Source organism: Mesorhizobium sp. P2_E9, from assembly GCF_056403815.1.
This window is the reverse complement of sequence record NZ_JBFUET010000001.1, coordinates 65,901-90,946: the sequence shown is the minus strand read 5'-3', so window position 1 is coordinate 90,946 and position 25,046 is coordinate 65,901. Positions and strand designations below refer to the sequence as shown.

Here is a 25,046-nt window from a genome sequence, read left to right as displayed (position 1 = left end):
TGTCGATTTTTCGGTTACAGCAATGGAGAGAAACATGACCGCCTACCGCAACGCCGATGTCGATGGCTTCAACATCTTCTATCGCGAGGCCGGCACATCTGGCGCGCCGAAGCTGCTGCTGCTGCATGGCTTCCCGAGTTCGAGCCATATGTTCCGCGATCTCATTCCGCTGCTTGCTGACCGCTTCCATATCGTCGCGCCCGACCTGCCGGGATTTGGCCGCTCCGACATGCCGGCGCGCGAAAAATTTACCTATACGTTCGACCACATTGCCGAGATCATCGACCGCTTCACCGAAGTGGTCGGCTTCGACCGCTACGCGCTCTATGTCTTCGACTATGGCGCGCCGACCGGTTTCCGGCTGGCGGTGAAGCACCCCGAGCGAATCAGCGCCATCATCTCGCAGAATGGCAACGCCTATGAGGAAGGTCTCGGCGAGGACTGGAACCCGATCCGCGCCTATTGGCGCGACCCCTCGCCGGCCAACCGCGAGGCGTTGCGCCCCGCCTTCAAGCCGGACGCTATCGCCTGGCAGTACACGCATGGCGCGCCTGCCGACCTGGTCTCGCCCGACGGCTATTCTCTGGACAGCTTCTATTTCGGCCGGCCGGACGCCGAGGAAGTGCAGCTCGACCTGTTTGGCGACTACAAGAGCAACGTTGCCCTTTATCCCGCCTTCCAGGCCTATTTCCGCACCCACAAGCCACCGTTCCTGGCGGTGTGGGGCAAGAACGACCCGTTTTTCCTGCCGCCCGGCGCCGACGCGTTCAAGCGCGACATGCCGGACGCGGCGGTGCGTTTCCTCGACACCGGCCATTTCGCGCTGGAAACGCATGCCAACGAGATCGCCGCGGCGATCCGCGACTTCCTGCGCTGACCAAAAGAGGAGACTTGCCATGACGCATCACCTCGACGCTTTGCCTTGACCCACCGCCTGGTCGAGCCGCAGCGAGGCGCGCCTTGCCTCGTCCGGCCTTGCGATGTGCGTCCAGGAGCCGTCATAGCTGGGCTTGCGCCGTTCTATCCAGGCGCCAAGCCCTTCCCTGAGATCGGCGGTCGGGGCCATGCGGGCGAACTGCTCGGCTTCGACCAGCAGCCCTTCGGCGATGCTGAGGTTGATCCCGCGCGTCACCGCGGTGAGAATGCCGGCGAGCGCTGCCGGCGAATGCGTGATGATGCGGCGGGCAAGATCGTGCGCCGCCGGCATCAGCTCGGCATGCGGCACGACCTGATTGACGAGACCAAGTTCGAGCGCCCGCGGCGGCGGAAACCAGTCGCCTGTCAAAAGCAGTTCCAGCGCGCGCTTGCGCCCGGCAAGTCGCGGCAGGCGCTGCGTGCCGCCGAAGGTCGGCGGCATCGCAAGGTTGATCTCCGGCTTGGCGAACAGGGCGCGGTCGCTGGCGATCGCCAGCGGCACGGCTTCGGTGATCTCGCAGCCGCCGCCGAAGGCAATCCCGTTGACCGCGGCGATGATGGGCTTGCGGAAGGCTTCAAGCCTTGCTGTCAGGCGCTGGCCGCGCATGACGAAATCGCGCAGTGCCACATCCGCACCGCGAGCCACGCTCGACGAGAATTCGTGGATATCGCCGCCCGCCGAAAACGCCCGCTCCCCTGCTCCGGTGAGGATAACAGCCCGGATGCTGCCATCGACTTCAATGTCGTCGAGGATCGCGAGCAGGCGATCGATCAGGGCATAGTTCAGCGCGTTGAGCTTTTCCGGGCGGTTGAGTGTGAGGACGCTCACCCCGTCGCGGGTCTCGTTCAGGACAAGATCGGCCATTGTTCTTCCTTTCCAGATACGACGGAAAGGGATCATGCCTTCGATTGCGTGTATATTCACTAGTCGGTATACTTGCTTCATGCCTGAAGCCGCCAGCCCGACCCGTAAACGCATCGTCGATGCCGCGACGAAGCTGTTCTATGCCGAGGGAATCGGTCGCGTCAGCGTCGATGCCATTGCCGAAAAGGCAGGGCTGACCAAGCGTACGCTCTACTACCACTTCAAGAGCAAGGACGATCTCATCGCCGCCTATCTCGATGGTCGCGACCAGCCCAATCTGCAGCAGATGGCCGGCTGGTTCGACGCGGCGGAAGGTGGGGCGGACCGCAGGGTCGAGGCGATCTTCAGCAATCTGGCGCGGGTTGCGCGCCATCCGAAATGGAAAGGATGCGGCTTCCTGCGCACGGCCGCGGAACTTGCCTCGATGCCCGGCCATCCGGCGGTCAAGGTCGGGTCGCGCCACAAGTCAAATTTTGAAACATGGCTGGCTGGCGAATTGTCCGGGCATGACATTGAGGAGCCGCAAGCCTTGGCCCGCGAGATCGTGCTGCTGATAGATGGCTGCTTTTCGATCATGCTGATCCACCGCAATCCTGACTACGTCGAGGCAGCAGGACGAGCTGCGGCCACGCTCGTTCGCGCGAGATCCCGGAACAATGACTGACTGGCCGCCCCTTGGAGCGTGGCCGGCAAGCATGGTATCGCAAGGCCAGGAGGCGGCGATGCGTGTGATTTTCCGATGCGATCCAATGCTGGTCGAGCATTTGCCGCGCCCGATCCTGGCGCGCGGCGCTCTGCCGGATTGGCTGCGCGCAATGCCCGCCACCGCCTACTCGGCGATCCATGGCCGCGACATTCGCACGCTCAAGCAGTGCCCGCCGGTGGTTGACGCGATGACATATGGCTTCATGATCCTGCTGCCGTGCGACGTCGTCGTCGACAAGGGAACTTTTTCCTGGGACTGGAACATCCCAGATCCGGTCACTAAAAACCACCCAAGGGCGCCGCTGAGCTTTCACACGCCGGGGCAGCTCGCCGGAAGCCCGTTTGCCACGCCCGGCCAAGCCGCCCTCAAATTCAACAGCTTCTGGACCATCGAGGTCGAGGATGGCTGGTCACTGTTCGCGACACACCCTGTCAATCGCGAGGATCTTCCGTTCAGGCTGGTGACGGGCCTGGTGGATTCCGACCGATTCAGCGACGGCGGCATCAATTTCCCGGCGGTCTGGACGGAGCCCGAATTCTCCGGCGTGCTCCGGAAAGGAACTCCGGTCGCGCAATGCTTTGCGGTTCCGCGAGCTGCGCTTCAGCTCGAATACGAGGTGTTCGACGAGAAACGGCGGGTATCCTATGCGCAGACGGTCGCGGATGTCCTGTCAACGCCCGGCGTCTATCGCAAGCGATTTCGGGCCAGGCGGGGGCGCGCCACCGCCGAGTGAGCGACGCAACGCCGCCTCATCAAGCCATAGACGGCCGTTCGGCGCCGATGTAAGCGCCATGGCGATCACGCCGAACGTGGATGGGCGCAGACGATAGGCCATCGAATACGCCGCCATGGCCCCGTCGAGGTCGCCGGTTTCCTGCAAGACGACGCCCAGATTGACGGCAGCCTCCGGTGCGTCCGGGTTCATTTCCAGCACCCGTCGATAGGCTTCGGCGGCGCTGCCGAACTTGCGCATGTCCTGGCGCACCAGCCCGAGGTCGAACCAGGCGGCCGGATGCCCACCGCCGGCGACGGCGCGTTCGAGGAAGCCCTCCGCCTCAACAGACGCACCGCTCTGCCAGGCAAGGCGCCCGAGGCGCGCCGCAGCCTCCGCGGATTCCGGATCCTGCCGCAAGACAAGCGTCCAACATTCGCGCGCAGCCGAGGCATCGCCGGCCTGATCGAGGGTGCGTGCCCGCTCGAGGAGGATCTCCGCCTGCGACGATTGCCTTGCCGCGCGATCCAGAAGCTGCAACGCCGCTTCGAACCGGCCTTCGGCCCGGGCAATCCGGCATGCGAGAATCAAGGCTGGCCCATTGTTCGGACGGGCGGCAAGGCTCGCTTCGATGCGCGTACGAGCCTCCGGCAAGTCGGCCCGCGCGAAGAGGACCGCGGCCATCAGATGGCAAAGCGCCGGATCGCCCGGATGCTGCTTCAACCCCAGCTCACACAGATCCACCGCCTGCCCGTGATTGCCGGAATTGAAAGCCGCCACGGCGCGGCGGATCAGATCTCCGCTTTCACCTTGATTGGCGTTCACCATTGCCTTGCCGCTCCCTCTAGAACCCAAACGCCAGCCATGCCGTCCCGACCACGAGCGTGATAAGCGTCAGCGGCAAGCCGACCTTGAAGAAGGCACCGAAAGACAACGGCGTGCCGGCAGCCTTGGACTGCTCGGCGACGATCAGGTTGGCGACCGAGCCGAGCAATGTGAAATTCCCCGCCAACGTCGAGCTCATCGCCACCACCAGCCAGGCGCGTTCGGGGTTTTCCATTCCGGGTATGAACGGCCGCAACGCCAGCACTGCCGGGACATTGCTCATGATGTTGGAGAGTACCGCGGTGAACCCGGACAAGCGCCAGACGTCGTCGAGGCCGAGATTCTTGGCCGAGGCGATGAGATCAGGCGTCAGCAGCGTTCTTTCGGCGCCGGCAACAACCACGAACAGACCGGCGAACATGAACAGCAACGGACCGTCGATCTCACGGTAGATGCGTTCCGGCTTGATGGCGCGGGTGAGCAGGAGAATGGCGCCGCCGATCAACGCCGCCTTGGCAACGGGAACGCCGGCGAAGAAGGCAACGGCCAGCCCGATGCAGACGATCACCGCCTTCAGCACCTGCCCCCGATGCATGCGGCCGCGCGCGACATGCGGCGTCAATTCACCGGTGCGGGTGAATTCGGCCCGATAGACGATGCGCACAATGACGATGACCGCGACGAGACCGAACAGCGCGACCGGCGCGAGTGCGGCCGAAAAAGCGGGATAGGAAATGCCCGACAGGGCGCCGATGACCATGTTCTGCGGATTGCCGGTGATGGTGGCGACGCTGCCGCAGTTCGACGCCGTGGCGGTGGCGATCAGATAGGGGATCGGATTGCGGTTGATGACGCGGGTGACGTGGACGACGATCGGCGCCATGACCAGGCAGATGGCATCGTTGACCAGGAAGGCCGACAGCACGCCGGTGAGCAGCGTCACCATCACCAAGAGCATGAACGGCGCGTGCGCATGTTCGATGGCGATGGCACCCAGGCCGCGAAAGGCGCCCGATACCTTCAGATGCGCCACCACGATCATCATGCCGAGCAGAAGCGTGATGGTGTCGAAATTGATCGCGCGGTAGGCATCCTCCATGCTGATCGCGCCGATGGCGATCATCGCCGCGCCGCCAAGCAGCGCGATCCCCGCCCGGTCGAGACGCAGGCCTGGGATGCGGCCAATGGCGACGCCGGCATAGGTCAGGACCAGGATCAGCAGTGCCGCCGCGCCCATCAATGTCATCGCTAAGGAGCCCCGCTCGATGTGGTGGCGCCGATGCGGTCCGCCCGATGGTTCCTTTGCATGTCAGCTTTGGCGATGTCGAGATTGGTGACAAACGGAGTAGGCAGACCGTGGTTCCGCAGGTCGGTATCGCTAACGTCGATAGAAATCCAGCCGCTCCAACTGTGCCTGTGGCGAAAACAGCTGCTCGACGGTCTGCCGCGCCTTGTGGCCCACTCTTGCCCGCAGCGCCGGATCGGCTTTGAGCTCGGCCAGGATCCGCGCCGCCTGTTGCGTCGTCTCGAACAGAAAACCGTTTTCGCCATGGCTGATATGATCGGCATAGCCGCCATGCGAATGGCAGACCACGGGCAAACCGCACGCCATCGCCTCGAACACCACGCGGCCGAATGTCTCCACATGCGAGCCGGTGCGATAGTAGAACACGTCGAGCGTCGGCAGGAACTGTTCGGCGGCAAACTGGCCCTGCGGCAGGAGTTCGAGTTGCGGATGTGGCGCGAGCCTGTCCTTGAGCGGCATGCCGCCCTGGATCCGCACCGCGACGCCATCGGCCAGCAAGGACTCATAGAGCGCCACATCGTCTGCATGATGCTTGTCTGCCGTGTCGCGGCTCAGCCGCCCCACCGTGAACGGGATATCAGGCCTTGCCAGCCGTGGTGAGAAACGCTCGATATCGATCGGCGACGGATGCACGGTGCCTTCGACGTGCAGCACGCGTTTCTGGAAGTCGGAGATCAGCACCAGTTCGGCGTCCGGCCAGCCCAGCAGGCGCGGCATCCGCGTCGTCAGCGCGATGATCTTCGGGTGAAAGGTGTTGAAGACATAGATCAGCCGGCGCGGCCGCGCGATCAGGTAAGGCCAGATTTTGTTGCGCCAATGCGCACCAAGGAAGACATAGGTGCCGCCGTCCGGCACGTCGCGCGTTGCTGGCGAGACACGCCGAATCGGAAATTGCCGCATCAGCTCTTCGGAGACGCGCGATGAGGTTGCCCACAGGCGCACCTGTCGGTCAGCGCCCAACAGCCGGTACAGTTCCAGGGTTTCGCGCTCACTGCCGCCAAACGGGTTCTGAAAGCCGTTGAACAAATGGATCATGCGTTGCGCTTACCTGGGCCGCCCGGATGCCGGAGGAAGCACACCGACAAGAAAGCGTCAAGGAAAGCGGTCGGCGTCAGCCATCACGCACGGCAAGGCAGCGGTCAATGCACAGTGGCGACGCTGGGCTGGGGCACCTGCGAGGCGGCTTCCGTCGGGTCGAAACTGACCTGATCGCGTCCATTCGACTTGGCGGCATAGAGCCGTCTGTCGGCGGCGGAGAAGATCGCCTCGTAAGTCGTCGGCCCACTGAAGCTGGTGCCGCCGATCGAGACGGAAAGCGGACAGGCTCGGCCGCCGGGCGAAAAGTCCATTTCGCGTATCCGTCGGCGTATGCTTTCGGCAACCAGCCAGGATTGCGAGGGGTCGACACCGGGCAGAAACACGCCGAACTCTTCGCCGCCGATGCGGCCGACGATATCGCTGCCGCGCAGCTGTCCCTTGATCGCCTGCGCGATCAGCTTGAGCGCCTGGTCGCCGCAATCATGGCCGAGCCGGTCGTTGATCAACTTGAAATGGTCGGCGTCGATGATCAGCAACGCACCGGAATGGGTCTGCTCCTGCTTGCGGGTCTGCTCGAGATAGGCCTCGACCAGCATCGAGAAGGCGCCACGGTTCAGCACTGCCGTCAGGCTATCCGTCGCGGCAACAATGCTGAGATCACGCTGGGCTATGGCCAGCTGGCGGATTTTCCACATGAGAAAAAATAGAAACGACCCGCCCAGCACGAGGGGCAGCATGAGATCTGTCAGTTGCGCGCGCCAGACAGCCTCGGGCGAGAGATAGGGGAAATTGAACGAATCAACGAAAAACGCCACGGCAATGAAGAATGCCGTACCGGCGGCGGTGACAGCGATCACCCTGCCCCAGCTCGTCGGCGACAGATCGAGCCTCATTGCGTTCAACTCCGTTAGCCGTCGCTACTATGACGCACCAACGCAAACAAAATGATAAGACTTTCCTTTCAATTCGAGATCAGATGAGCGGAAGCCGGAGCATGCTCCACCCAATAGGCGGCCGTGCTCCGGCGATGAAAGCAAGCTCGTTCACTGAATTGCAGGTGCAGGGAATCCCGAACGTCAACGGCTGGACGTCGGTCCACCCGCCGCGACGACGAAGGAGGCCGCGATCAGGTCGTCTGCATCCAGTCGTAGCGAACCATCGCCTGCCCCCATGATGGCGGCGACCTTGTGGAAGGTCTTCATCTCATGATCGGATATTTCGGCATCCTGCATTCTGGCCTTGAGTTCGGCGATACGCCGCCCCAAGGCAGGGGACGTTCCAATTTCACGTTTCGACATGGCCTTGTTTTCTCCTCCCCCAACCCGCTTTTGTTTTGCCCCGCCCCATCCGCCAGCCACATTGCCCTTTTTATGAGGCACCGCGAATACAAGGCCCCGAACGCCTCATAGGGGCTAAGGTTCCAATCCCGGCAGATCACGAAATAATTACGGGCCGCCCGCGAGCTTTGTCTTATTGCCCGGCCATCAGCACGAGCGTCACAACAGAGTTCCGCGCCTCGACCCGCTTCAGGCACCGACCCGGAATGTTCGGCCAGGTCGCGGTGACGCATTCCTTGTCAGTGACCGCAACGCGTTCACTGGGCTGGACATCGGCCGCTTGAGTGGCCGTGGATGCGAAAAGAACGGTCTGCGTTATCAGCGCCGAGAAAACGGCAACCTGGAACAGCACGGCGGCGAAGGCGATCTTCTTGAGCATGCGAGGCAACGCGCCGGCGGGCATCAGGTTCCCACTGGTCGTTTCTCACGGCGCAGACCGACACCGTGCAGGCACGACAACAGACGTCCTGCGCTCCCAAAATTATTGGCGATCCCGACAGGATTCGAACCTGTGACCATCGGCTTAGAAGGCCGGCTTAAACCACTTGCCTTTGCTGACACGCGCCTACTTAGCGCACGCTTACCATCAGGTCGACAGTCTGTTGGGGTAGGTCGCGATCGCGCAGCTAAGGCAAAATGAATAGGGCACCTCACTATTTCTACAATCGACAGACGTAAAGGCTGAAGGTTCTGCAGTTCCCTGCAACACTTTGGGTCTGTACGATCATCGCGCCATCGCCTGCCGACCGCACAAAAAAGGATGGACGTTTCTTATGGAAGCAGCCGAATTGCGGGCGATTAGCGACACTCTCATCCGGATTGTGAGGCCCGAGATGACGCCCAAGCAATTGATCAAAGCGGCACGCAGGGTGCATCCACACGCCTCGAAGAAGAACATCGTTCGGGCCGCGTTCTTCTTGATCATTTCCCATGCGGATGAAGACCTCGGCAAATCGAGGAAATTGTGGTGGCAACGGCGATGAGAATCGGCAAAGGGCGCCAAGATCGGAACTCTATCTGAGAAGGCCCGACGCGCCGGCAGCGATACGGCGCGCCGAGTTAGATCAAAAGTGTAAAGCCTGTCACATTGCGGCAGCGGGCGGATTGGAACATTTTCCCCGGTGATGACGTTTCAGCGACATCAGGGGGGAATTGATGAACAAGCAACCGTGGAAGACTTCGGTCGAGATCGAGGAAGTCGAAGATAGGTATTACGTGCGGGTAATCGAGGACGGTGTGGTAAACATCAAGGGCTTCAGTTCCAAGGGAGACGCCAAAGCCTTCGCCCAAGACGAACAGGCGCGGCTCGGGCTCCTGAAGACCATTTCCTAGAGGGCCGACTCACACGCAAGCGGGGCTCTCCCCCCGCAGGTGGTGATTGACGATTTGGCACTGGTAACACGCGTGCATCACTACGCGCGGGCTGCCCGTCCATGAAGAAACGCCTTTGGAATAGGCCAGGCCCGCGACTCTATACCCATAGGGTTGAACAAAAACCCGAAACTCGAGCTCGCTGCCTCACGGTGGCGGGCCATCCGTGCTAAAGTGAAGTGCCGCTGATTTTCAATGGGTGGCCGGCGATAATTCAGACGCCGAGCGCACGTTGGCATTTGTGAAAACCACAAAGGCGAAAAGCAGCACTGCGGCGGCCACGATTAGCGAGCCGACGGCCACAACAGGCTCAAGCGCTGTATTGCCTTGCAGCATCAAATACAGCGCCGGCAACATCACCACCAAGCCGACGTTGTAGAGGCCGTAGTGGACCATCGCTATTTTCCGATCTGCCTTTGCCGGGTTGAGGGCGTAATAGCCGCCGAAGATCGCACTTGTGACCCATCCGAGCAGATTGATATGTGCATGCGCTGGAAAGGCGCCGTGGTCACCGGATATCGCCATTTGCAAGCCAGCGCTAATCCCTAGAATGAGCCAAACGACAGCCGTCTTAAAGAAAAGATCCGAAACCTTAGGCACGAGACTTCCCCTCCCTAGAATGCCGATTGCAACGCGGCAATATTAGAGTTTCCTAAAAAGGCGGTTGGATCAAGGTCAAGCACCGCCACAATCGTGTTACCTCACGGTGGTGGGCTTTTCAATTTTCTGCTGACACGACGGATAATGCCCTTGCCGCTGACAGTCGGTCATACGAAATATAGTAGCAAAAACAAGGAAATATTGGCGATCCCGACAGGATTCGAACCTGTGACCATCGGCTTAGAAGGCCGGTGCTCTATCCAGCTGAGCTACGGGACCGCTGGCCGGCCCAAGGGGCCGGCTGGATATCTGGCGCTGGCCGCCGTTCAATGCGTCCAGGGCGTCCTGCGGTCATAGCGGAAATTCTCCGCATAGGAAATCTGGCGACGCTTGGTCTCTTTCGGCTCCTCGACGCGGAAGGCAAGCCCTTCCTTTTCGGCGTAGGCCACGGCCTCTTCCCGCGTGTCGAAGGTCAGCCTGATCTGGCTTCTCATGTCTCCCGACGTCGTATATCCCATCAAGGGATCGATCTTCTTGCGCATCTCGGGGTCGAATTCCAGCACCCAGTGGCCGGTCTTGGCCTTGCCGGACTGCATAGCGGTTTTGGCTGGGCTGAAAATGCGCGCGGACATGGCCACCTCATTGTTGTGCAAGGCAGCATCGCCACCCTTCGCCCGTCATTACTGCGCAATGCGCATGGCGGCAAGGTTTTTGCACTTGCCATGTAGCACCGAAATGAATAGGCAACAGACCGTTCGGAGTGTAGCGCAGGCTGGTAGCGCATCTGGTTTGGGACCAGAGGGTCGGGAGTTCGAATCTCTCCACTCCGACCATCCCTCTCGAAAATGCAGTATCGATAGTGCGTGGCCACCTTGCGCCGCTCCAGCCACGGGCCTTGCCGCGACGATAAATCTAGAAGGCAAGCTCGCCGGGCGAGAACCCCAACAACCTCATTCCCGGCGAGCCTACAACCTGATTTGGAACGCAATCAGGACCGGGGTCAGCCGGCAAGCTGGTGTAGCAAGATGGATGCCAGCTGTTGTTTCCCGAAATGGCACACGGCAGTCCGTTTGCCGGTCGTCTGCACGTCGAGTTTCTCTAAATCTCGAACTCGCGCTGCCCCTCATCCATGGCGCTGACCGTTTCGGCGGCGAGCGCCCGCGTGATCGGCGTCTTGCGCTCGAGCGCGGTGCGATCGAGCCGCTCGACAACGCGCATGGCTGTCGCCAGCGAGCGTTCGATGCGCCGCACCAGATACTGCACGACATGCGGTTCGACCTCGACCTGGCGGTCGGCGAACAGTTTGGTGATGACACCGGCCAGCAGCAGGTCGTCGGGCTCGTGGATTTCGACCGTGGCCGCCGCCTTCAACCGCGAGGCCAGATCGGGTAGCGAGACGCCCCAAGCGGAGGGAAAACGCCGTGCGGTCAACAGCAGCGTCGAGCCGGCACCGCGCACCGCGTTGATCAGATGGAACAGGCCTTGTTCGTCGATCGCGCGCGTATCGACATCGTCGATCAGCGCCGGCCGGGCGCCAAGACTGGCGATGCTGTCGCCAATGCGCCCGGCGTCGACAGCCATGGCGTTGGCGCGCGCACGCCAGATGGCGGCCAGATGCGTCTTGCCGGAGCCGGCGGGACCTGCCAGCACCACCACCGGCGAAGGCCAGTCCGGCCAGCGGTCGACCAGTGCGGCCGCCTGGTTGTTGGTACCGGAGACGACAAGCTCGTCACGCGAATAGCCGGTGCCGTGGCCGAGATCGAGCGGCAGTTGGCGCGGCGGATCGGTTTTTTCGGCGGTCACTTCAGCGACGCGGTTGCGTGCGGTGGCCGCCGCCACGGTCGGCCGGCAGCGGCGGAGCGGGCTCCATCGCGTGGCCCTTGTAGAGCGGCGATTCCAGATAGCGGGCGATGGCGAAGCGCACCAGAACGGCGACGGCGGCGGACGCCGGCACGGCAATCAACAGGCCGACAAAACCGAACAGCGCGCCGAAAGCGAACAATGCAAACATCAACCATACCGGATGCAGGCCGACGCTTTTGCCGACCAGCCTGGGCTGCAGGATGTTGCCTTCGATGAACTGGCCGATGAAGAACACTACTGCGACGGCAACGATCATCGTCCAATCGGGCCAGAACTGGACGAAGGCGACGCCGACGGCCAGCACCAGACCGGTCAGCGAGCCGACATAGGGAATGAACGAGATCAGCCCGGCGAACAGACCGATGAGGATGGCGAAGTTCAACCCGGTCAGCGTCAGGCCGGTGGCGTACATGGCGCCCAGCACTAGGCAGAGCGTGCCCTGCCCGCGCACGAAGCCAGCGGTCGCGGTGTTGATGTCACGCGCGATGGCGCGCACGGTCCCGACATGGTCGCGCGGCACCCAGCTGTCGATGACCGCCACCATGCGGTCCCAGTCGAGCAGCATGTAAAAGGCGACGACCGGCGTCACCACGAACAGGCTGACCACTGAGACCAGCGCCATGCCGGAACTCCACAGCGAGGTGAAGACCGTGGTGATCAGGCCAAAGCCGGAGGTCAGCAGCGAATTCAGCCCGTCGCGCAAGCCATTGGCGTTGACGCCGAACTTCTGCTCCAGCCATTTCGGATCAAAGGAGGTGATCAGGCTCTGCAGCCGGGTCAGGTACTCCGGCAATTTGCCGGCGAAATCGGCCATCTGCGTCGCCAGCACCGGAATGAGGATGACGAAGGCCAGCACCAGCACGATCAGGAAGGTGATGAGGATGACCACCGTCGCCATGAAGCGGGACAGGCCAAGCCGCTGCAGCCGGTCGGCGACCGGGTCGAGGAAATAGGCAAGCACCATGCCGGCGACGAAGGGCAGCAGGATATCGCTGAAGATATAGAGGAACAGCGCAAGTCCGGCGACGCCAGCCACCCAGAAGGAGATCTGGCGGCGGAACGCGGAGGCCGCAGCAAGATCGGCGGCCGCAGCCTCGATCACTGCCGCTTCTTTCTCAGATGTCCGGATGGGAGCCTTCGCCATAGCCGCTCATATGCCTCAGCCAAGCCACGAGATAGGCTGCGGCCGAAGCCACGGTCAAGACCCCGGACAGCAATATGAGGGCCGGCCGCAGCGGGTCGAGGTGCACGGCAAAGGCAAGTTCGCCCAGCACGACAGCCGCCAGCACGATCTGGACGGCGGTATTGGCCTTCGACACCAGAAACGGTCTTATCTCGACCGGATGGGCCATCACCGTGGACAACAGGACCGCGCAGACGATCAGCGCGTCGCGCGACACCATGGTGACGACCAGCCACAGCGGCAATTGCCCGATGAAGCCCATAACGACGAACACCGACACTAAAAGCAGCTTGTCGGCCATCGGATCGAGATAGGCGCCGAGCCTGGATTGCTGGTTGAAACGGCGGGCGATGAAGCCATCGACGCCATCCGAGACGCCAGCAATGACGAAGCCGGCAAAGGCCCAATCCCAGCGCGCCTGCAGCATCGCCAGCACCACGGCAGGCACCAGAAGTAGGCGCAGGATGGTGATCAGGTTGGGGATGGTCAAATGCTCGGCCCGTCCTCTCAGGTCAGGGATAGATGATGGAGATAGGGAGGCGCCGCAAGTTCCTTGCCACGCAATTCGGCCGTCACGTTGTTCGCCGCGAATGTCGGAAATGCTATCCACGCTTTTGTCAGGCTAAATGGCGCTCGGTTCCGCCGTTATCCTTGCCCCCCGAAACCATTCATGCGAAGAGCCCGCAAACGAGCAGGAAAATTGCGATGAGCAAGCGCGACACAAGCCAGCGCAAAACGGGCCAGGACAAAACGAGCCAGCCCAAAACGAGCAAGCGCAGGAACGGGCTCACCTATGCCGAGGCGGGCGTCGATATCGATGCCGGCAATCTCATGGTCGAGAAGATCAAGCCGCTGGTGCGCGCCACGCGCCGGCCGGGCGCGGATGGCGAGATTGGCGGTTTCGGCGGCCTGTTCGACCTCAAGGCGGCCGGCTTCACTGATCCGGTGCTGGTCGCCGCCAATGACGGCGTCGGCACCAAGCTCAAGATCGCCATCGATGCCGGCAAACACGACACGATCGGCATCGACCTCGTCGCCATGTGCGTCAACGACATCGTCGTGCAGGGCGCGGAACCGCTGTTCTTCCTCGACTATTTCGCCACCGGCAAGCTCGATCCCGACCAGGGTGCGGCGATCGTCGGCGGCATTGCCGAGGGCTGCCGACAGGCCGGCTGCGCATTGATCGGCGGCGAGACGGCGGAAATGCCCGGCATGTATCACGGCAACGACTATGACCTCGCCGGCTTTGCCGTGGGTGCGGCTGAACGCGGCCAGCTTTTGCCCACCGACGACATCGTCGAGGGTGATGTGCTCTTGGGTCTCGCTTCCTCGGGCCTGCATTCGAACGGCTTCTCGCTGGTGCGCCGCATCGTCATCACCAGCGGTCTGGCGTGGAGCGATCCGGCGCCGTTTAGCGATGACGCGACGCTGGCAGAAGCGTTGCTCGAGCCGACCCGCATCTACGTCAAGTCGATCCTCAAGGCCATTCGCAACACGCATGGCATCAAGGCGCTGGCGCACATCACCGGCGGCGGCTTCCCTGAAAACATTCCGCGCGTGCTGCCCAAGGATTTTTCGGCCGAACTCGATCTCGAAGCCATCGACGTGCCGGCGGTGTTCTCGTGGCTTGCAAAGACCGGCGGCGTGGCGCCGGAAGAGATGATGCGCACCTTCAATTGCGGCGTCGGCATGATCCTGGCGGTCGCTTCCGGCCAGGCGGCGCAGGTCGCCGCCGTGCTGCAGGAAGCCGGCGAGACGGTGACGCCGATCGGCCGCATCGTGCCGCGCCGCGACGCCGGCGTCATCTATCGGGGCTCGATCGGCCTATGAGCAGAAAACGCACAGTCGTCCTGATCTCGGGGCGCGGTTCCAACATGACCGCGCTGATCGCCGCGGCCAGCGACCCGGCCTTCCCGGCCGAGATCGTCGGCGTCATTTCCGACAAGGCCGATGCCGCCGGCCTCGCCATCGCCCGGGCGCGCGGCATCGCCACGCAGATCATTGCCCGCGCCGACCATGGCAGCAAGCAGGCGCATGACGCGGCGATCGATGCAGCACTCACGGCCTTCAATGCCGAGATCGTGGCGCTGGCCGGCTACATGCGCATCCTCTCCGCCGGTTTTGTTCAGAAATGGCAGGGCCGCATGATCAACATCCACCCTGCCCTGCTGCCGGCATTCAAGGGCCTCGACACCCATGCGCGCGCGCTGGCCGCCGGCCTGCGCATCCATGGCTGCACCGTGCATTTCGTTACGTCCGAGATGGATGACGGCCCGATTATCGCCCAGGCGGCCGTGCCGGTAATGGTCGGCGACAATGCCGATACGCTGGCTGCCCGGGTGCTGAAGGCCGAGCACAGGCTCTATGCCCTGGCGCTGGGGCTGGTCGCCGAAGGCAAGGCACGCATGGAGGCCGGCCGCACCGTACTTGCCCACTTCGCCGACGATGCCGACAACGGCACCTCGGTGGTGATGGCGCCAGATCCGCTGCGCGAGGAAGCCGATCTCGAGCATCTGGCTCGGATTACGCCCTGAGCCGAGAACACGGGCGTGAAACAGCTGCTTCTCCTACGTCACGCCAAATCGAGTTGGGACGACCCTGATCTCGATGATTTCGACCGGCCGCTCGCCGAACGCGGATTGAAGGCGGCCAAATTGATGGGGCGGGAGCTTGCGGCGCGCGACTGGCTGCCGGACCAGGTGCTCGTGTCGTCGGCGCTACGCACCCGCGACACTTGGCGGCTGGTCGCCGCGGAACTGCCGGCGCATCCCCGCGTCGTGTTTGCCAATGCGCTTTACGATGCTTCGGCGGCGGATGTTCTGAGCCAGATTCGCCTGGCCGACCCGTCGAGCGGCTGCCTGGCGGTGGTAGGCCACAATCCGGGCCTGGAAGATCTGGCCAAACAGCTTGCCGGTTCAGGCTCGGAGGCCAAAGCCCGCAAGAGGATCGAGGAAAAGTTTCCGACGACGGCTCTTGCGCGCTTTGTCTTCGAGGGCGATTGGTCCGGCCTGTCGTCCGGGCGGCTGACGCATTGCCTGCGCCCGAAGGATCTGACCTAGAAATCCGCCGCGGACAGGTGCGCTCGGACCACCCCGAAGTAGGGAATGGTTTTTGGGACTACCAGTCGCGCCGGTTTTGCAGATTTTCCTTATATTATAGATAATGGATATTGCGCTGCAGCAATTTTGAGGCGATTTATGTAATAATTTCAGTATATTAAGCTCAGAGGACCCACCGAAGCCGGAGTGCTTTTGGAGGCCATTGTTCACTGTTTGCGATACAATCCGTCAATCAGAACCGAACCGTTCGGTTCTATTTACGAGTGAGAACAGACCTACCTGAGCCTGCAAGGACCTGTTGTCAGCCGTGACCAAGATCGCATTTGTCTTGCGTTGAGATCGATCTTGTCGCTCATTCAGAAGAGATCAGGGGTGCCACGGCCGATCAGGCCCAAGGCGAACCGCTGGGGATGAGATCCGGACTGCCATAGATATGCGACTGCTGCTTGTTGAGGACAATCGTGAACTGGCCGACTGGCTGGGCAAGACCCTGCGTCAGGCGAATTACGTGGTCGACATTGTCCATGACGGCGAGGATGTCGAGCACGCGCTTGCCGCGGGCGATCATGCGCTCGTCATCCTCGACCTGGCGCTGCCACGCATGGGCGGGATGGAGGTGCTGCGCCTGCTGCGGGCGCGCGGCAATGCCGTGCCGGTGATCGTGCTGACCGCCAATGCCAGCCTCGACGGTCGGGTCAAGGGCCTCAATGAAGGCGCCGACGACTATCTGGCCAAGCCCTTCCAGATCGAGGAGCTCGAGGCACGCATCCGCGTGCAGCTGCGCCGCGCCAATGACCGAACCGCACCTGTCGTTGCCTGCGGCGATCTCGTCTTCGACACCAACACAAGACTGTTTTCGCTGACCGGCGAGACACTGGCGCTGACGCCGCGCGAACATGCAGTGCTGGAGCAGTTGATGGTCAAGGCCGGGCGCACGGTGAGCAAGGCAGCACTTTCAGCGGCGATCTACGATTTCGAGACCGATGCGGATCCCAGTGCCATCGAGATCTATGTGCACCGCGTGCGCAAGAAGCTCGAGGGATCACGGGTCCGTATCGTCACGCTGCGCGGCCTCGGCTATCTGTTGCGTCATGAAGATTTGGCGCCATGACGATTAGGCACCATGAGGATTAACAGTCTCCGCTTGCAGCTTTTGGCCTGGGTGGTGTTGCCGCTCGCCGGGCTCGCGACCATCAATCTGTGGACCAGCCACCGCAACGCGCTGGCAACCGCGGACCTTGTCACCGACCGCATGCTGATGGGCTCGGCGCGAGCTATTGCCGAACGTGTCGCCGTGGCCGACGGCGTGCTCGACGCCACGATACCGCCGGCGGCGATCGAAATGTTCGATACCGGCGACCAGGACAGCGTCTACTACCATGTCAAGACGGCTGGAGGGCGGCTGCTGACCGGCTACCCGGACCTGCCTGAGGCACCGAAGTCTTCCAACAGCGAGGCAAGCTATCGCGACCATCGGCTGAGGCTGCTTACCTTCAGCCACGCGGTGGTCGGTGCCGGCAACGATTCGCCGATCACCGTTACCGTTGGCGTCTCGCTTGCCGGACACGACGCCATGGTGCGCCGTCTTTGGTTTGGCGCCTTTGCCCAGCAGCTGGCCCTGGTGGCGATTGCGGGCTTGTTCGTTCTGCTGGGTCTGCATCGTGGCCTTGCGCCTCTGATCCGTTTGCGCGACGCGGTGCGCTCGCCGCGCCGAAGCGACCTTGACCCCGTTGAAGTGCCGGGTGCGCAGAACGAGATCCGCCCGCTGATCGACGCTCTGAACGCCTATATGGAGCGGGTGCGGGCGCAGATGGCGGCGCAGCGCCGCTTCATCGCCAATGCGGCGCACCAATTGCGCACCCCACTGGCACTGCTGTCGACGCAAGCGAGCTACGCGCTGCGCGAAACTGTCCCCAACGCACGCCAGGAAGCGCTGGTGGCGCTGCAGGCAAGCTCCGGCAAACTGGCGCGGTTGGCCGAACAGTTGCTCACCCTGTCCCGGGCGGAGCCGGGCAGCCGGCGGCCGCGCGCCGACCGCATTGACCTGACCGAGGCCGCCCGCCACGTGCTGGAAACGCAGGCGCCGACAGCGGTTGCCCGCAACATCGATCTCGGCCTCGAGGAGACCGGTCCCGTGCCGGTCATCGGCGACGGCACCATGCTGCGCGAGATGATCGTCAATCTCGTCGACAATGCGCTGCGCTACTCCTCAACAGGCGGCAGCGTCACGGTGACACTGGCGGCCGTTGACGGCGAAGCCGTGCTGACGGTCGCCGATGACGGGCCCGGCATCCCGATCGACGAGCGCGATCACGTGTTCGAGCGCTTCTACCGCATCGCCGGCTCGACCGAGGAAGGCAGCGGGCTGGGGCTCGCCATCGTGCGCGAGGTCGTTGAAAACGCCGGCGGCCGCGTCACCCTTGGAGATGGCGCGGCCGGCGGACTGGTGGTTGAAGTGCGGCTGCCGCTAGCGGGCAGTTAGTATACGTCGCCGCTCACTGCGTCTCGTGCAACGGCTGGGGGCGCCATTTTGCGAGGCGGTTCTCGACCATCGTCATCAGGTACTCGGCACCGAGCGCCACCACCATGACAATGACGATCGCAGCGTACATGCCGGCGGCGTCGAAGGATCCCTTGGCGATGTTGATCAGCAGGCCAATGCCGAAGCGCGCACCGACGAACTCGCCGACGATCGCGCCGATGATGGCAAAGCCGAAGCTGACATGCAGGCTGGCGAAGATCCAGCTCATCGCCGAAGGGACAATCACCGAGCGGGTCAATTGCCAGTTGGACGCGCCGAGGATGCGGGCATTGGCGATCATAGCCCTGTCGGCTTCCCGCACGCCCTGGAAGGCATTGTGGAAGACAACGAAGAAAACCATCACGAAGGCAAGCGCCACTTTCGAAGCGAGGCCAAGGCCGAGAATCATGATGAAGATCGGGGCCAGAACCACGCGCGGAATGGAATTGATCACCTTGATGTAGATGGAGAAGATGTCGGCGGCCATCCGGTTGCGGCCGAGCGCGACGCCGACGATGATGCCGGCGACCGAGCCGGTCACGAAGCCGATGACCGATTCCTCCATGGTGACATAGAGATGATACCAGAGCGGCCCCTCGGACGTTCCTTCCGTCGTCCATTCATAGAGCCGCTGCGCGATCGCGCTCGGCATTGCGTAGAAGAACGGATCGATCCAGGCGAGGCGCGCGGCGACTTCCCAAAGGCCGAGAAAGGCAATGAGGATGGCGACCCGCCAGAAGATCACGGTGCGGCGACGGTGCTGCGATGCCTTTGCCGCGGCCGCTTCGATTTCCGCGTCTGATGTACCAGGCTTGAAAGCCCCTGCTCTGATGTCGATGGCGGCATCTGTCATGGCGTTCCTCCTCAGGCTGCCGCACGCGCATAGCTGGTCTCGACCTCTTCCTTGAGATCGGCCCAGATCGTGCGCGAGTAATTGATGAAGCTCTGCTCGTAGCGGATATCGGCGACGACGCGCGGGCGCGGCAGATCAATCGTGTAGACCGATTTTACGGTGGCCGGCCCGGCGGTCAGGACATAGACCTTGTCGGCGAGCGCGATCGCCTCTTCGAGGTCATGTGTGACGAAGACCACGGAAGCCTTTGCCTCAGACCACAGGCGCAGCAATTCCTCGTGCATCAGCACGCGCGTCTGTACGTCAAGCGCTGAAAACGGCTCGTCCATCAGAAGGATTTCTGGGCCGTTTATGAAGGTCTGTGCCAGCGCCACGCGTTTGCGCATGCCGCCGGAGAGCTGATGCGGATAATGGTGCTCGAAGCGCGACAGGCCGACGCGCGCCAGCCAGTCGCGTGCAGCGGCCGAGGCATCGGCCTTGGCTCTGCCGCGAAACAGCGGGCCGGCCATCACGTTCTCGATCACGGTTCGCCAGGGAAACAAGGCATCGCTTTGGAAGACAAAACCGATGCGTGGGTCTATCCCTTTAACAGGGGCACCCATGACACGGACCTCGCCAGCGCTCGGGCTGGCCAGCCCGGTGACGAGGTTCAGGGTGGTGGACTTTCCGCAACCCGTTGGACCGACAACGGCAACGAATTCGCCGCGCTCGACGGTCATGGTGAAATCGCGCAGCGCCGTCAGCGATTTGCCGGTGGGCGAGAGGAAGCGACGGCTGACATTGATCAGCTCGATCGCTGGTGTGGTCTTTTCAGGGGCCATGGTGGAACTCCGGGTTCGAGCGGACGCCAGCCGTCGGCTAGGGCCGCCGGACGTCAAGAACTGACGATTTGCCGGCGCGATGTCGCGCATCGCGCCGGCACGGTCTGCTATTTGGCGTTCTTGACGAATTCCGAGGTGTAGGTCTTGGAGAGGTCGATCTGCTTGCCCTGCAGTTCCTTCTTGAAGGCTGAAAGAACCGTCAGCACCGTCTCCGGCCCACCTGCAGGCATGATCCCGTCGGGGGTGAACATCGCCTTGCCGGCATCGAGGGCCTTCACATAGCCTTCCTTGTCGCCGACATAGTAGTCCTTCGGCATTTTTTCGGCGATCTCGGCGCCGCTATGCGTGTTGATGAACTTCTGCGTCTTGACGAAGGCATTGGCCAGCTTCTGAACGACGTCCTTATGCGCTTCGACCCAATCGGTCTGCATATAGAGGGATGCGGCCGGGTAGGTGCCGCCGAGGGCAGCCTTGGTGCCTTCCATCGTGCGCATATCGACAAGCACCGACGCTTCGCCGGTCTTCAGCAGCCGCGTGATCGTCGGCTCGGTCGTCATGCCTGCCTGGATCTTGTCCTGCTGCATGGCGGCGATGAAGGTGGTGCCGGCACCGACCGGAACCGAGGTGAAGTCACCGAGCTTCAAGCCGTTCTTGACGGCGAGATATTCCGTAAGAAAATTCGTCGATGAGCCCAGACCGGTCACGCCCAGGCTCTTTCCCTTGAAGTCGGCGGGTGATTTGATCTCCGGATGTTTCGTCGAAACCAGCTCGACCTCGCCCGGCGCCTGGCTGAACTGGACGATGGATTCAACGAATTTGCCTTTTGCCTGCAGATCGATGCAGTGATCATAGAAGCCGACGACGCCCTGCACGGCACCGGCGAGCATCTCGTTTTCGGCGTCGACGCCAGCCGGTTCATTCAGCAATTCGACGTTGAGGCCCTCGTCCTTGAAGTAACCGAGCGCCTCGGTCAGCTTGGCGGGCAGATAAATCTGTTTTTCGTAGCCGCCGACCATGATGGAGATTTTTTCGTCGGCGCGTGCGGACGGCGCTGACAAGGCCATGGTGGCGACGAGTGCGGTTGTGGCGGCTGAATCAAGCAGAATTCGCGCGAGCGACATGGCCTCTTCCCTTTGTTCGTTTCCCGCGCCCCTCTCTCTCCCATCGCTTTTGCACGACAATATGGGGGCGCCAGTCAACAGTTATGGCACCAACCTTTCATCCAGCTTTCAGGGTAAAGCCGAAAATCAAAGCTTACAGATTGGTAAGCTGCGGCTGTCCGCCACCATAGGCGGACATGCCGCGACAACGCACGCCTGCTCAATCGTTCAGCGCAAGCACGTCGCGCATATCGTATTCGCCGGGCGAGCGTCCCGACACCCAAAGTGCGGCGGCGATGGCGCCACGGGCAAACATGATTCGGTCGCCGGCGGCATGCGACAAGGTCACAAGCTCGCCTTCGGCACAGAAGCTGACGCTGTGCTCGCCGATGATGCTGCCGCCACGCGTCACCGCGAAACCGATCTCGCCGGTGGGACGCTTGCCGGTGACGCCGTCGCGGACGCGCCTTGCGACCGTGTCCAGTGCGACGCCGCGTCCACCGGCAACGGCCTGGCCCAGCATCAATGCGGTGCCGGATGGCGCATCGATCTTGTGGCGGTGATGCGCCTCGAAAATCTCGGCATCCCAGTCCTTGGGATCGAGCGCTCTCGCCGCCTGCTCGACCAGCCCGACCAGCATGTTCAGCCCAAGCGAAAAGCTGCCGGAGCGGGCAATGGGAACCGTTTTCGCGGCATCCGCTATGGTGGCCAGTTCGGCGGCATCGAAACCGGTCGAACCGATCACCAAAGCGGGGCCGCCGCGGTTTGCGCAAAACGTTGCCAGTTCGGCTGATGCAGCAGGCGTGGTGAAATCGATCACGACATCGGCCTTGGCAAGCGCCTCGTCGCGGCTCACCAGCCCGTCACCGACACTGCCTGGGCGATGGAAGCGGGCGGTAAGCGCCAGCCGCGGATCGGCCTGCACAGCCTCGGCCATCTGGCGGCCCATGCGGCCGAGCGCCCCGGCGATGGCAATCCTGATCGGCGGCTGCGCCATGGCGTCGGCTATTTCCACATGCCGCGCATGCGCGCGCCGATGTCGACGCGCACTTCCGGCCGAGGCGCCCTGCCCTGTGCTTCTTGCGCGCTCGGCCATGATACCTGCTGGAACGCAGCAAGGATCGAGGCCGGGATGAAGCGGGTGCGCGAGGCATAGAGATGGCGATCGCCGCGCGCCGCCTGGCCGTGCGGAAAGAAACGCTGCGGCATGACCAGGTTGAGATTGTCCTTGGCCCGCGTCATTGCCACGTAGAGCAGCCGGCGCTCCTCCTCGATGTCCTCCTTGGTGCCGACGCCGAGATCGGCCGGAATGCAGCCATCGACCGTGTTCAGCACGAAGACATTCTTCCACTCCTGGCCCTTGGCCGAGTGGATGGTCGACAGGATCAGATAATCCTCGTCGCGATGCGGCGGTCCGGCCTGGTCGCTGGTCGCGTCCGGCGGATCGAGCGTCAGTTCGGTCAGGAAGCGTTCGCGCGACGCATAGCCCGACCCGATCTGCTCGAGCTGCAACAGGTCGGCGCGGCGTGTGATCGCGTCCTCGTGGATGCGCTCAAGATGCGGCTCGTACCACAGCCTGACCTGTTCGAGGTCGGCCGGCCATTTGGCGCCGGCTCGCAGGCCGGCATAGAGCGAGACGAAACCTGGCCAGTCATCCGCCGCGCGCTGCGGCGGGCGCCAGCCGGCCAAGCCCATAGCCTCATCCAGTGCCGTGGTCATCGTCTCGACGATCTGTCCGGCGGCCGAGGGGCCAATGCCCGGCATCAGCTGCAGGACGCGAAAACCGGCGACACGGTCGCGCGGGTTTTCAGCAAAACGCAGCACCGCCAGCACATCCTTGACATGCGCGGCGTCGAGGAATTTCAGGCCACCGAACTTGACGAAGGGAATGTTGCGCCGCGTCAGCTCGATTTCCAGCGGCCCGCTGTGGTGCGAAGCGCGAAACAGCACCGCCTGCGATTTCAGCGCCGTGCCGGCCTCGCGCTCGGCAAGGATCGTATCGCAGACAAAGTTCGCCTGCTCGACCTCGTCGCGCACGCTGACCAGCCTAGGCTTGTCGGTTGATTTACGCTCCGACCAGAGGTTCTTCGTAAAACGCTCCGAGGCCTCGCCGATCACCGCATTGGCGGCGGCCAGAATGGTCTCGGTCGAGCGATAGTTGCGCTCCAGCATCACCACATCGGCGGCTTGCGCGAACTGGTTGGGGAAGTCGAGGATGTTGCGCACCTCGGCTGCGCGGAACGAATAGATCGACTGCGCATCGTCGCCGACCACGGTCAGCCCGGCACCGTCCGGTTTCAGCGCCATCAGGATCGAAGCCTGCAGCCGGTTGGTGTCCTGGTATTCGTCGACCAGCACATGATCGAAACGCCCGCCGAGATGCGCCGCGATTTCCGGCTCGGCCGCCATCTGCGCCCAGTAGAGCAGCAGATCGTCGTAATCGAGGACGTTCTGCGCCTGCTTGGCCTCGACATAGCCGGCGAACAGCTGCTTCAGTTGCTCGGCCCAGCCGGCGCACCAGGGGAACGCTGACCCCAGCACTTCGCCCAGCGGCGCTTGCGCGTTGACGGCACGCGAATAGATGGCAAGGCAGGTGCCCTTGGTCGGGAAGCGCGCTTCCGTCTTGGAGAAGCCGAGTTCGTGGCGCACGAGGTTCATCAGGTCGGCGGAATCCTCGCGGTCATGGATGGTGAAGGCCGGATCGAGGCCGATCTCCAGCGCATAGTCGCGCAAAAGCCGGGCGCCGATGCCGTGAAAGGTGCCGGCCCAGGTCAGCGCATCGGTGATGACCGCGGCGTCGCGGCCGAGCACCTCGCCGGCGATGCGCTCGACGCGTCTCGCCATTTCGGAGGCGGCGCGGCGCGAAAAGGTCATCAGCAAGATGCGGCGCGGGTCGGCGCCCTTGACGATCAGATGGGCGACGCGATGCGCCAGTGTGTTGGTCTTGCCCGATCCGGCGCCGGCAATGACCAGCAAAGGACCGGCGATCTTGCCGTCGCCATGCTCGACCGCCTGGCGTTGGGCATCGTTCAAGCGAGCGAGATAGGCAGGCGCGACGGTCGATTCCACAAAGGTCGAATCATGGGCGGCGAGGTTCATCGCCCATCAAGCATCGTTTCCGCTTTGTTCGCAACACCGAAGCGGCACGACGAATTAGCGCCGGGGATCGACACCCATGGCCGCCGATTGTCGGCGCAGAGCGTCGCGGTCGCTTCTCGATGCGGGCAACAGAAGGGGATCGATGTCGCCGGGCACGTCATCGATCATCCTGCGCGCGAGGCGGTAGGTGAGAAAGGCAAATGTGCCGGCCAGAAGCAAACGGATCATGCTGCGGTCTCCTCTAATAGGGATCAACCGCAGGCATGGCGTTTTGTTCCCGTTCGCAACCAAACCAACATCGCCTCGTTTTGAGGATTGGAGGTTCGTTGTGAGATTGGAGGCGGTAGCGATGAAAAAGCTAGGATTAAGCCTCGTTCTGGTGGCTTTGGCTGTCTCGGCCTGCGACAACAAACTGCCACCGACGAAGGCTCCTGGTGCCGAACAAAGTTCTCACGCCAGCAATCCTGTCCCGAACGCCGGGATTGTCGGCAAGTGAATATGTTCAGGTGACAGTCGGAACGTCAGGCATTGCCGCGATGCACTCCTCAAGGCGCTCGAGGCGAAACTTGGCATTGCGCAGTTCGTGTCCGGCTTCCTGCCGCGGTTGACGGCCCGAAGAGGGCGACGCCGCGGTCAGGTTTCGTTCAAGTTCAGCGATGCGCGCGCGCACCTGCCGCGCTTCGTCCTGACGCAACGCCTTTATCCAGCCCCGCCCGCGCATCCGTCTTCCCGCAAAAACCCCAAAGACCGGCGGCTTTCATGCCAGAAAGATTTTAACGTCCGGCAAGCGCGAATATTCCAAATTTAATGAGCACTAATTTAGCGGCCAGCGCCGCAACGAAGAAGGCCGGCGCCGCTTGGGAGGAGAAGGC

Annotated in this window: 30 protein-coding genes and 3 tRNA genes; 12 read left to right on the top strand and 21 right to left on the bottom strand. The window is 62.7% G+C overall.

The window, feature by feature from the left end:
- Positions 1 to 34 precede the first annotated feature (34 nt).
- Positions 35 to 877 carry an alpha/beta fold hydrolase gene (locus tag AC1D05_RS00505; RefSeq protein ID WP_477437232.1) on the top strand — a complete coding sequence of 281 codons (843 nt, stop codon included), beginning with the start codon at positions 35 to 37 and terminating at the stop codon, positions 875 to 877.
- Positions 878 to 904: 27 nt separating this feature from the next.
- On the opposite strand, the gene AC1D05_RS00500 is transcribed toward AC1D05_RS00505, so the two are convergent.
- A complete protein-coding gene (locus AC1D05_RS00500) occupies positions 905 to 1,780 on the bottom strand; it encodes a crotonase/enoyl-CoA hydratase family protein (protein ID WP_477437230.1) in 876 nt (291 codons plus the stop codon).
- 79 nt (positions 1,781 to 1,859) lie between these two features.
- Here AC1D05_RS00500 and AC1D05_RS00495 point away from each other — a divergent pair, with 79 nt between their 5' ends.
- Both AC1D05_RS00495 and AC1D05_RS00490 read left to right on the top strand, forming a co-directional pair.
- Positions 1,860 to 2,444, top strand: a complete 585-nt coding sequence (locus tag AC1D05_RS00495; RefSeq protein ID WP_477437228.1) for a TetR/AcrR family transcriptional regulator — start codon at positions 1,860 to 1,862, stop codon at positions 2,442 to 2,444.
- A gap of 58 nt (positions 2,445 to 2,502) precedes the next feature.
- Positions 2,503 to 3,219: a hypothetical protein gene (locus AC1D05_RS00490; RefSeq protein ID WP_477437226.1), complete on the top strand. Its 717-nt coding sequence runs from the start codon at positions 2,503 to 2,505 to the stop codon at positions 3,217 to 3,219.
- Here the strand turns inward: AC1D05_RS00490 and AC1D05_RS00485 are convergent.
- The 7 genes from AC1D05_RS00485 to AC1D05_RS00455 form a co-directional block, all read right to left on the bottom strand.
- The gene (locus AC1D05_RS00485) at positions 3,157 to 4,026 is read right to left on the bottom strand and encodes a tetratricopeptide repeat protein (protein ID WP_477437225.1); all 870 of its coding nucleotides are present in this window, start codon (positions 4,024 to 4,026) and stop codon (positions 3,157 to 3,159) included. The genes AC1D05_RS00490 and AC1D05_RS00485 overlap by 63 nt on opposite strands.
- 16 nt (positions 4,027 to 4,042) lie before the next feature.
- Positions 4,043 to 5,269: an anion transporter gene (locus AC1D05_RS00480; protein ID WP_477437223.1), complete on the bottom strand. Its 1,227-nt coding sequence runs from the start codon at positions 5,267 to 5,269 to the stop codon at positions 4,043 to 4,045.
- 132 nt (positions 5,270 to 5,401) lie between these two features.
- Positions 5,402 to 6,364, bottom strand: a complete 963-nt coding sequence (locus tag AC1D05_RS00475) for a glycosyltransferase family 4 protein (RefSeq protein WP_477437221.1) — start codon at positions 6,362 to 6,364, stop codon at positions 5,402 to 5,404.
- 104 nt (positions 6,365 to 6,468) lie between these two features.
- The gene (locus AC1D05_RS00470) at positions 6,469 to 7,260 is read right to left on the bottom strand and encodes a GGDEF domain-containing protein (RefSeq protein WP_477437219.1); all 792 of its coding nucleotides are present in this window, start codon (positions 7,258 to 7,260) and stop codon (positions 6,469 to 6,471) included.
- 183 nt (positions 7,261 to 7,443) lie between these two features.
- Complete coding sequence (locus AC1D05_RS00465) at positions 7,444 to 7,665, bottom strand: hypothetical protein (protein ID WP_477437217.1); 222 nt, start codon at positions 7,663 to 7,665, stop codon at positions 7,444 to 7,446.
- Between the two features lie 172 nt (positions 7,666 to 7,837).
- Complete coding sequence (locus AC1D05_RS00460; RefSeq protein WP_477437215.1) at positions 7,838 to 8,083, bottom strand: hypothetical protein; 246 nt, start codon at positions 8,081 to 8,083, stop codon at positions 7,838 to 7,840.
- Positions 8,084 to 8,189: 106 nt separating this feature from the next.
- A tRNA-OTHER gene (locus tag AC1D05_RS00455) sits at positions 8,190 to 8,255 on the bottom strand.
- Between the two features lie 222 nt (positions 8,256 to 8,477).
- On the opposite strand from AC1D05_RS00455, the gene AC1D05_RS00450 reads away from it, so the two are divergent.
- Positions 8,478 to 8,687: a hypothetical protein gene (locus tag AC1D05_RS00450; protein WP_477437213.1), complete on the top strand. Its 210-nt coding sequence runs from the start codon at positions 8,478 to 8,480 to the stop codon at positions 8,685 to 8,687.
- Positions 8,688 to 8,859: 172 nt separating this feature from the next.
- Positions 8,860 to 9,036, top strand: coding sequence for a hypothetical protein (locus AC1D05_RS00445; protein WP_477437212.1), 177 nt, complete (start codon positions 8,860 to 8,862; stop codon positions 9,034 to 9,036).
- A gap of 231 nt (positions 9,037 to 9,267) precedes the next feature.
- On the opposite strand, the gene AC1D05_RS00440 is transcribed toward AC1D05_RS00445, so the two are convergent.
- The 3 genes from AC1D05_RS00440 to AC1D05_RS00430 all read right to left on the bottom strand — a co-directional run bounded on the left by AC1D05_RS00440 (position 9,268) and on the right by AC1D05_RS00430 (position 10,307).
- Positions 9,268 to 9,675: a hypothetical protein gene (locus AC1D05_RS00440; RefSeq protein ID WP_477437210.1), complete on the bottom strand. Its 408-nt coding sequence runs from the start codon at positions 9,673 to 9,675 to the stop codon at positions 9,268 to 9,270.
- Positions 9,676 to 9,877: 202 nt separating this feature from the next.
- A tRNA-Arg gene (locus AC1D05_RS00435) sits at positions 9,878 to 9,954 on the bottom strand.
- A 47-nt stretch (positions 9,955 to 10,001) separates the two neighbouring features.
- Complete coding sequence (locus AC1D05_RS00430) at positions 10,002 to 10,307, bottom strand: ETC complex I subunit (RefSeq protein WP_015318428.1); 306 nt, start codon at positions 10,305 to 10,307, stop codon at positions 10,002 to 10,004.
- Between the two features lie 124 nt (positions 10,308 to 10,431).
- Here AC1D05_RS00430 and AC1D05_RS00425 point away from each other — a divergent pair.
- Positions 10,432 to 10,508, top strand: a tRNA-Pro gene (locus tag AC1D05_RS00425).
- Positions 10,509 to 10,773: 265 nt separating this feature from the next.
- Here AC1D05_RS00425 and hdaA read toward each other — a convergent pair.
- The 3 genes from hdaA to AC1D05_RS00410 are packed head-to-tail and all read right to left on the bottom strand — an operon-like array spanning position 10,774 to position 13,211.
- Entirely contained in the window at positions 10,774 to 11,478 is a 705-nt protein-coding gene (hdaA, locus tag AC1D05_RS00420) for a DnaA regulatory inactivator HdaA (RefSeq protein ID WP_477437208.1), read from the bottom strand.
- A gap of 1 nt (position 11,479) precedes the next feature.
- On the bottom strand, positions 11,480 to 12,682 hold the full coding sequence (locus AC1D05_RS00415) for an AI-2E family transporter (RefSeq protein ID WP_477437206.1): 1,203 nt from the start codon (positions 12,680 to 12,682) through the stop codon (positions 11,480 to 11,482).
- Positions 12,654 to 13,211, bottom strand: coding sequence for a CDP-alcohol phosphatidyltransferase family protein (locus AC1D05_RS00410; protein WP_477437204.1), 558 nt, complete (start codon positions 13,209 to 13,211; stop codon positions 12,654 to 12,656). Before AC1D05_RS00410 ends, AC1D05_RS00415 begins: the two co-directional genes overlap by 29 nt.
- Before the next feature lie 215 nt (positions 13,212 to 13,426).
- Here AC1D05_RS00410 and purM point away from each other — a divergent pair, with 215 nt between their 5' ends.
- From purM to AC1D05_RS00385, 5 genes are all read left to right on the top strand, one after another.
- Positions 13,427 to 14,551 carry a phosphoribosylformylglycinamidine cyclo-ligase gene (gene purM, locus AC1D05_RS00405; RefSeq protein ID WP_477437202.1) on the top strand — a complete coding sequence of 375 codons (1,125 nt, stop codon included), beginning with the start codon at positions 13,427 to 13,429 and terminating at the stop codon, positions 14,549 to 14,551.
- Positions 14,548 to 15,255 (top strand): phosphoribosylglycinamide formyltransferase, encoded by a 708-nt coding sequence (gene purN, locus AC1D05_RS00400; RefSeq protein ID WP_477437200.1) that lies wholly within the window; start codon positions 14,548 to 14,550, stop codon positions 15,253 to 15,255. Before purM ends, purN begins: the two co-directional genes overlap by 4 nt.
- 15 nt (positions 15,256 to 15,270) lie before the next feature.
- The gene (locus AC1D05_RS00395) at positions 15,271 to 15,780 is read left to right on the top strand and encodes a SixA phosphatase family protein (protein WP_477437198.1); all 510 of its coding nucleotides are present in this window, start codon (positions 15,271 to 15,273) and stop codon (positions 15,778 to 15,780) included.
- A gap of 433 nt (positions 15,781 to 16,213) precedes the next feature.
- Positions 16,214 to 16,891 (top strand): response regulator, encoded by a 678-nt coding sequence (locus AC1D05_RS00390; protein WP_477437196.1) that lies wholly within the window; start codon positions 16,214 to 16,216, stop codon positions 16,889 to 16,891.
- 12 nt (positions 16,892 to 16,903) lie between these two features.
- The gene (locus AC1D05_RS00385) at positions 16,904 to 18,262 is read left to right on the top strand and encodes a sensor histidine kinase (RefSeq protein WP_477437194.1); all 1,359 of its coding nucleotides are present in this window, start codon (positions 16,904 to 16,906) and stop codon (positions 18,260 to 18,262) included.
- 13 nt (positions 18,263 to 18,275) lie between these two features.
- Here AC1D05_RS00385 and AC1D05_RS00380 read toward each other — a convergent pair whose 3' ends face one another.
- The 6 genes from AC1D05_RS00380 to AC1D05_RS00355 form a co-directional block, all read right to left on the bottom strand.
- Positions 18,276 to 19,154, bottom strand: a complete 879-nt coding sequence (locus AC1D05_RS00380) for an ABC transporter permease (protein ID WP_477437192.1) — start codon at positions 19,152 to 19,154, stop codon at positions 18,276 to 18,278.
- An 11-nt stretch (positions 19,155 to 19,165) separates the two neighbouring features.
- On the bottom strand, positions 19,166 to 19,975 hold the full coding sequence (locus AC1D05_RS00375; protein WP_477437190.1) for an ABC transporter ATP-binding protein: 810 nt from the start codon (positions 19,973 to 19,975) through the stop codon (positions 19,166 to 19,168).
- Between the two features lie 107 nt (positions 19,976 to 20,082).
- Complete coding sequence (locus AC1D05_RS00370; RefSeq protein WP_477438108.1) at positions 20,083 to 21,039, bottom strand: ABC transporter substrate-binding protein; 957 nt, start codon at positions 21,037 to 21,039, stop codon at positions 20,083 to 20,085.
- Positions 21,040 to 21,295: 256 nt separating this feature from the next.
- Entirely contained in the window at positions 21,296 to 22,072 is a 777-nt protein-coding gene (gene dapB, locus AC1D05_RS00365) for a 4-hydroxy-tetrahydrodipicolinate reductase (RefSeq protein ID WP_477437188.1), read from the bottom strand.
- 8 nt (positions 22,073 to 22,080) lie between these two features.
- On the bottom strand, positions 22,081 to 24,174 hold the full coding sequence (locus AC1D05_RS00360) for an ATP-dependent helicase (RefSeq protein ID WP_477437186.1): 2,094 nt from the start codon (positions 24,172 to 24,174) through the stop codon (positions 22,081 to 22,083).
- Positions 24,175 to 24,228: 54 nt separating this feature from the next.
- Positions 24,229 to 24,402: a hypothetical protein gene (locus AC1D05_RS00355; RefSeq protein ID WP_172230336.1), complete on the bottom strand. Its 174-nt coding sequence runs from the start codon at positions 24,400 to 24,402 to the stop codon at positions 24,229 to 24,231.
- Positions 24,403 to 24,523: 121 nt separating this feature from the next.
- On the opposite strand from AC1D05_RS00355, the gene AC1D05_RS00350 reads away from it, so the two are divergent.
- Entirely contained in the window at positions 24,524 to 24,670 is a 147-nt protein-coding gene (locus AC1D05_RS00350; protein WP_477437184.1) for a hypothetical protein, read from the top strand.
- 6 nt (positions 24,671 to 24,676) lie between these two features.
- On the opposite strand, the gene AC1D05_RS00345 is transcribed toward AC1D05_RS00350, so the two are convergent.
- On the bottom strand, positions 24,677 to 24,868 hold the full coding sequence (locus tag AC1D05_RS00345; RefSeq protein WP_477437182.1) for a hypothetical protein: 192 nt from the start codon (positions 24,866 to 24,868) through the stop codon (positions 24,677 to 24,679).
- Positions 24,869 to 25,046 lie beyond the last annotated feature (178 nt).

Coding starts and splice junctions, on each gene's coding strand:
- AC1D05_RS00505 (WP_477437232.1), top strand. CDS start 35: ATGACCGCCTACCGCAACGCCGATGTCGATGGCTTCAACATCTTCTAT.
- AC1D05_RS00500 (WP_477437230.1), bottom strand. CDS start 1,780: ATGGCCGATCTTGTCCTGAACGAGACCCGCGACGGGGTGAGCGTCCTC.
- AC1D05_RS00495 (WP_477437228.1), top strand. CDS start 1,860: ATGCCTGAAGCCGCCAGCCCGACCCGTAAACGCATCGTCGATGCCGCG.
- AC1D05_RS00490 (WP_477437226.1), top strand. CDS start 2,503: ATGCGTGTGATTTTCCGATGCGATCCAATGCTGGTCGAGCATTTGCCG.
- AC1D05_RS00485 (WP_477437225.1), bottom strand. CDS start 4,026: ATGGTGAACGCCAATCAAGGTGAAAGCGGAGATCTGATCCGCCGCGCC.
- AC1D05_RS00480 (WP_477437223.1), bottom strand. CDS start 5,269: ATGACATTGATGGGCGCGGCGGCACTGCTGATCCTGGTCCTGACCTAT.
- AC1D05_RS00475 (WP_477437221.1), bottom strand. CDS start 6,364: ATGATCCATTTGTTCAACGGCTTTCAGAACCCGTTTGGCGGCAGTGAG.
- AC1D05_RS00470 (WP_477437219.1), bottom strand. CDS start 7,260: ATGAGGCTCGATCTGTCGCCGACGAGCTGGGGCAGGGTGATCGCTGTC.
- AC1D05_RS00465 (WP_477437217.1), bottom strand. CDS start 7,665: ATGTCGAAACGTGAAATTGGAACGTCCCCTGCCTTGGGGCGGCGTATC.
- AC1D05_RS00460 (WP_477437215.1), bottom strand. CDS start 8,083: ATGCTCAAGAAGATCGCCTTCGCCGCCGTGCTGTTCCAGGTTGCCGTT.
- AC1D05_RS00450 (WP_477437213.1), top strand. CDS start 8,478: ATGGAAGCAGCCGAATTGCGGGCGATTAGCGACACTCTCATCCGGATT.
- AC1D05_RS00445 (WP_477437212.1), top strand. CDS start 8,860: ATGAACAAGCAACCGTGGAAGACTTCGGTCGAGATCGAGGAAGTCGAA.
- AC1D05_RS00430 (WP_015318428.1), bottom strand. CDS start 10,307: ATGTCCGCGCGCATTTTCAGCCCAGCCAAAACCGCTATGCAGTCCGGC.
- AC1D05_RS00415 (WP_477437206.1), bottom strand. CDS start 12,682: ATGGCGAAGGCTCCCATCCGGACATCTGAGAAAGAAGCGGCAGTGATC.
- purM (WP_477437202.1), top strand. CDS start 13,427: ATGAGCAAGCGCGACACAAGCCAGCGCAAAACGGGCCAGGACAAAACG.
- purN (WP_477437200.1), top strand. CDS start 14,548: ATGAGCAGAAAACGCACAGTCGTCCTGATCTCGGGGCGCGGTTCCAAC.
- AC1D05_RS00390 (WP_477437196.1), top strand. CDS start 16,214: ATGCGACTGCTGCTTGTTGAGGACAATCGTGAACTGGCCGACTGGCTG.
- AC1D05_RS00385 (WP_477437194.1), top strand. CDS start 16,904: ATGAGGATTAACAGTCTCCGCTTGCAGCTTTTGGCCTGGGTGGTGTTG.
- AC1D05_RS00380 (WP_477437192.1), bottom strand. CDS start 19,154: ATGACAGATGCCGCCATCGACATCAGAGCAGGGGCTTTCAAGCCTGGT.
- AC1D05_RS00375 (WP_477437190.1), bottom strand. CDS start 19,975: ATGGCCCCTGAAAAGACCACACCAGCGATCGAGCTGATCAATGTCAGC.
- AC1D05_RS00370 (WP_477438108.1), bottom strand. CDS start 21,039: ATGGCCTTGTCAGCGCCGTCCGCACGCGCCGACGAAAAAATCTCCATC.
- dapB (WP_477437188.1), bottom strand. CDS start 22,072: ATGGCGCAGCCGCCGATCAGGATTGCCATCGCCGGGGCGCTCGGCCGC.
- AC1D05_RS00360 (WP_477437186.1), bottom strand. CDS start 24,174: ATGAACCTCGCCGCCCATGATTCGACCTTTGTGGAATCGACCGTCGCG.
- AC1D05_RS00355 (WP_172230336.1), bottom strand. CDS start 24,402: ATGATCCGTTTGCTTCTGGCCGGCACATTTGCCTTTCTCACCTACCGC.
- AC1D05_RS00350 (WP_477437184.1), top strand. CDS start 24,524: ATGAAAAAGCTAGGATTAAGCCTCGTTCTGGTGGCTTTGGCTGTCTCG.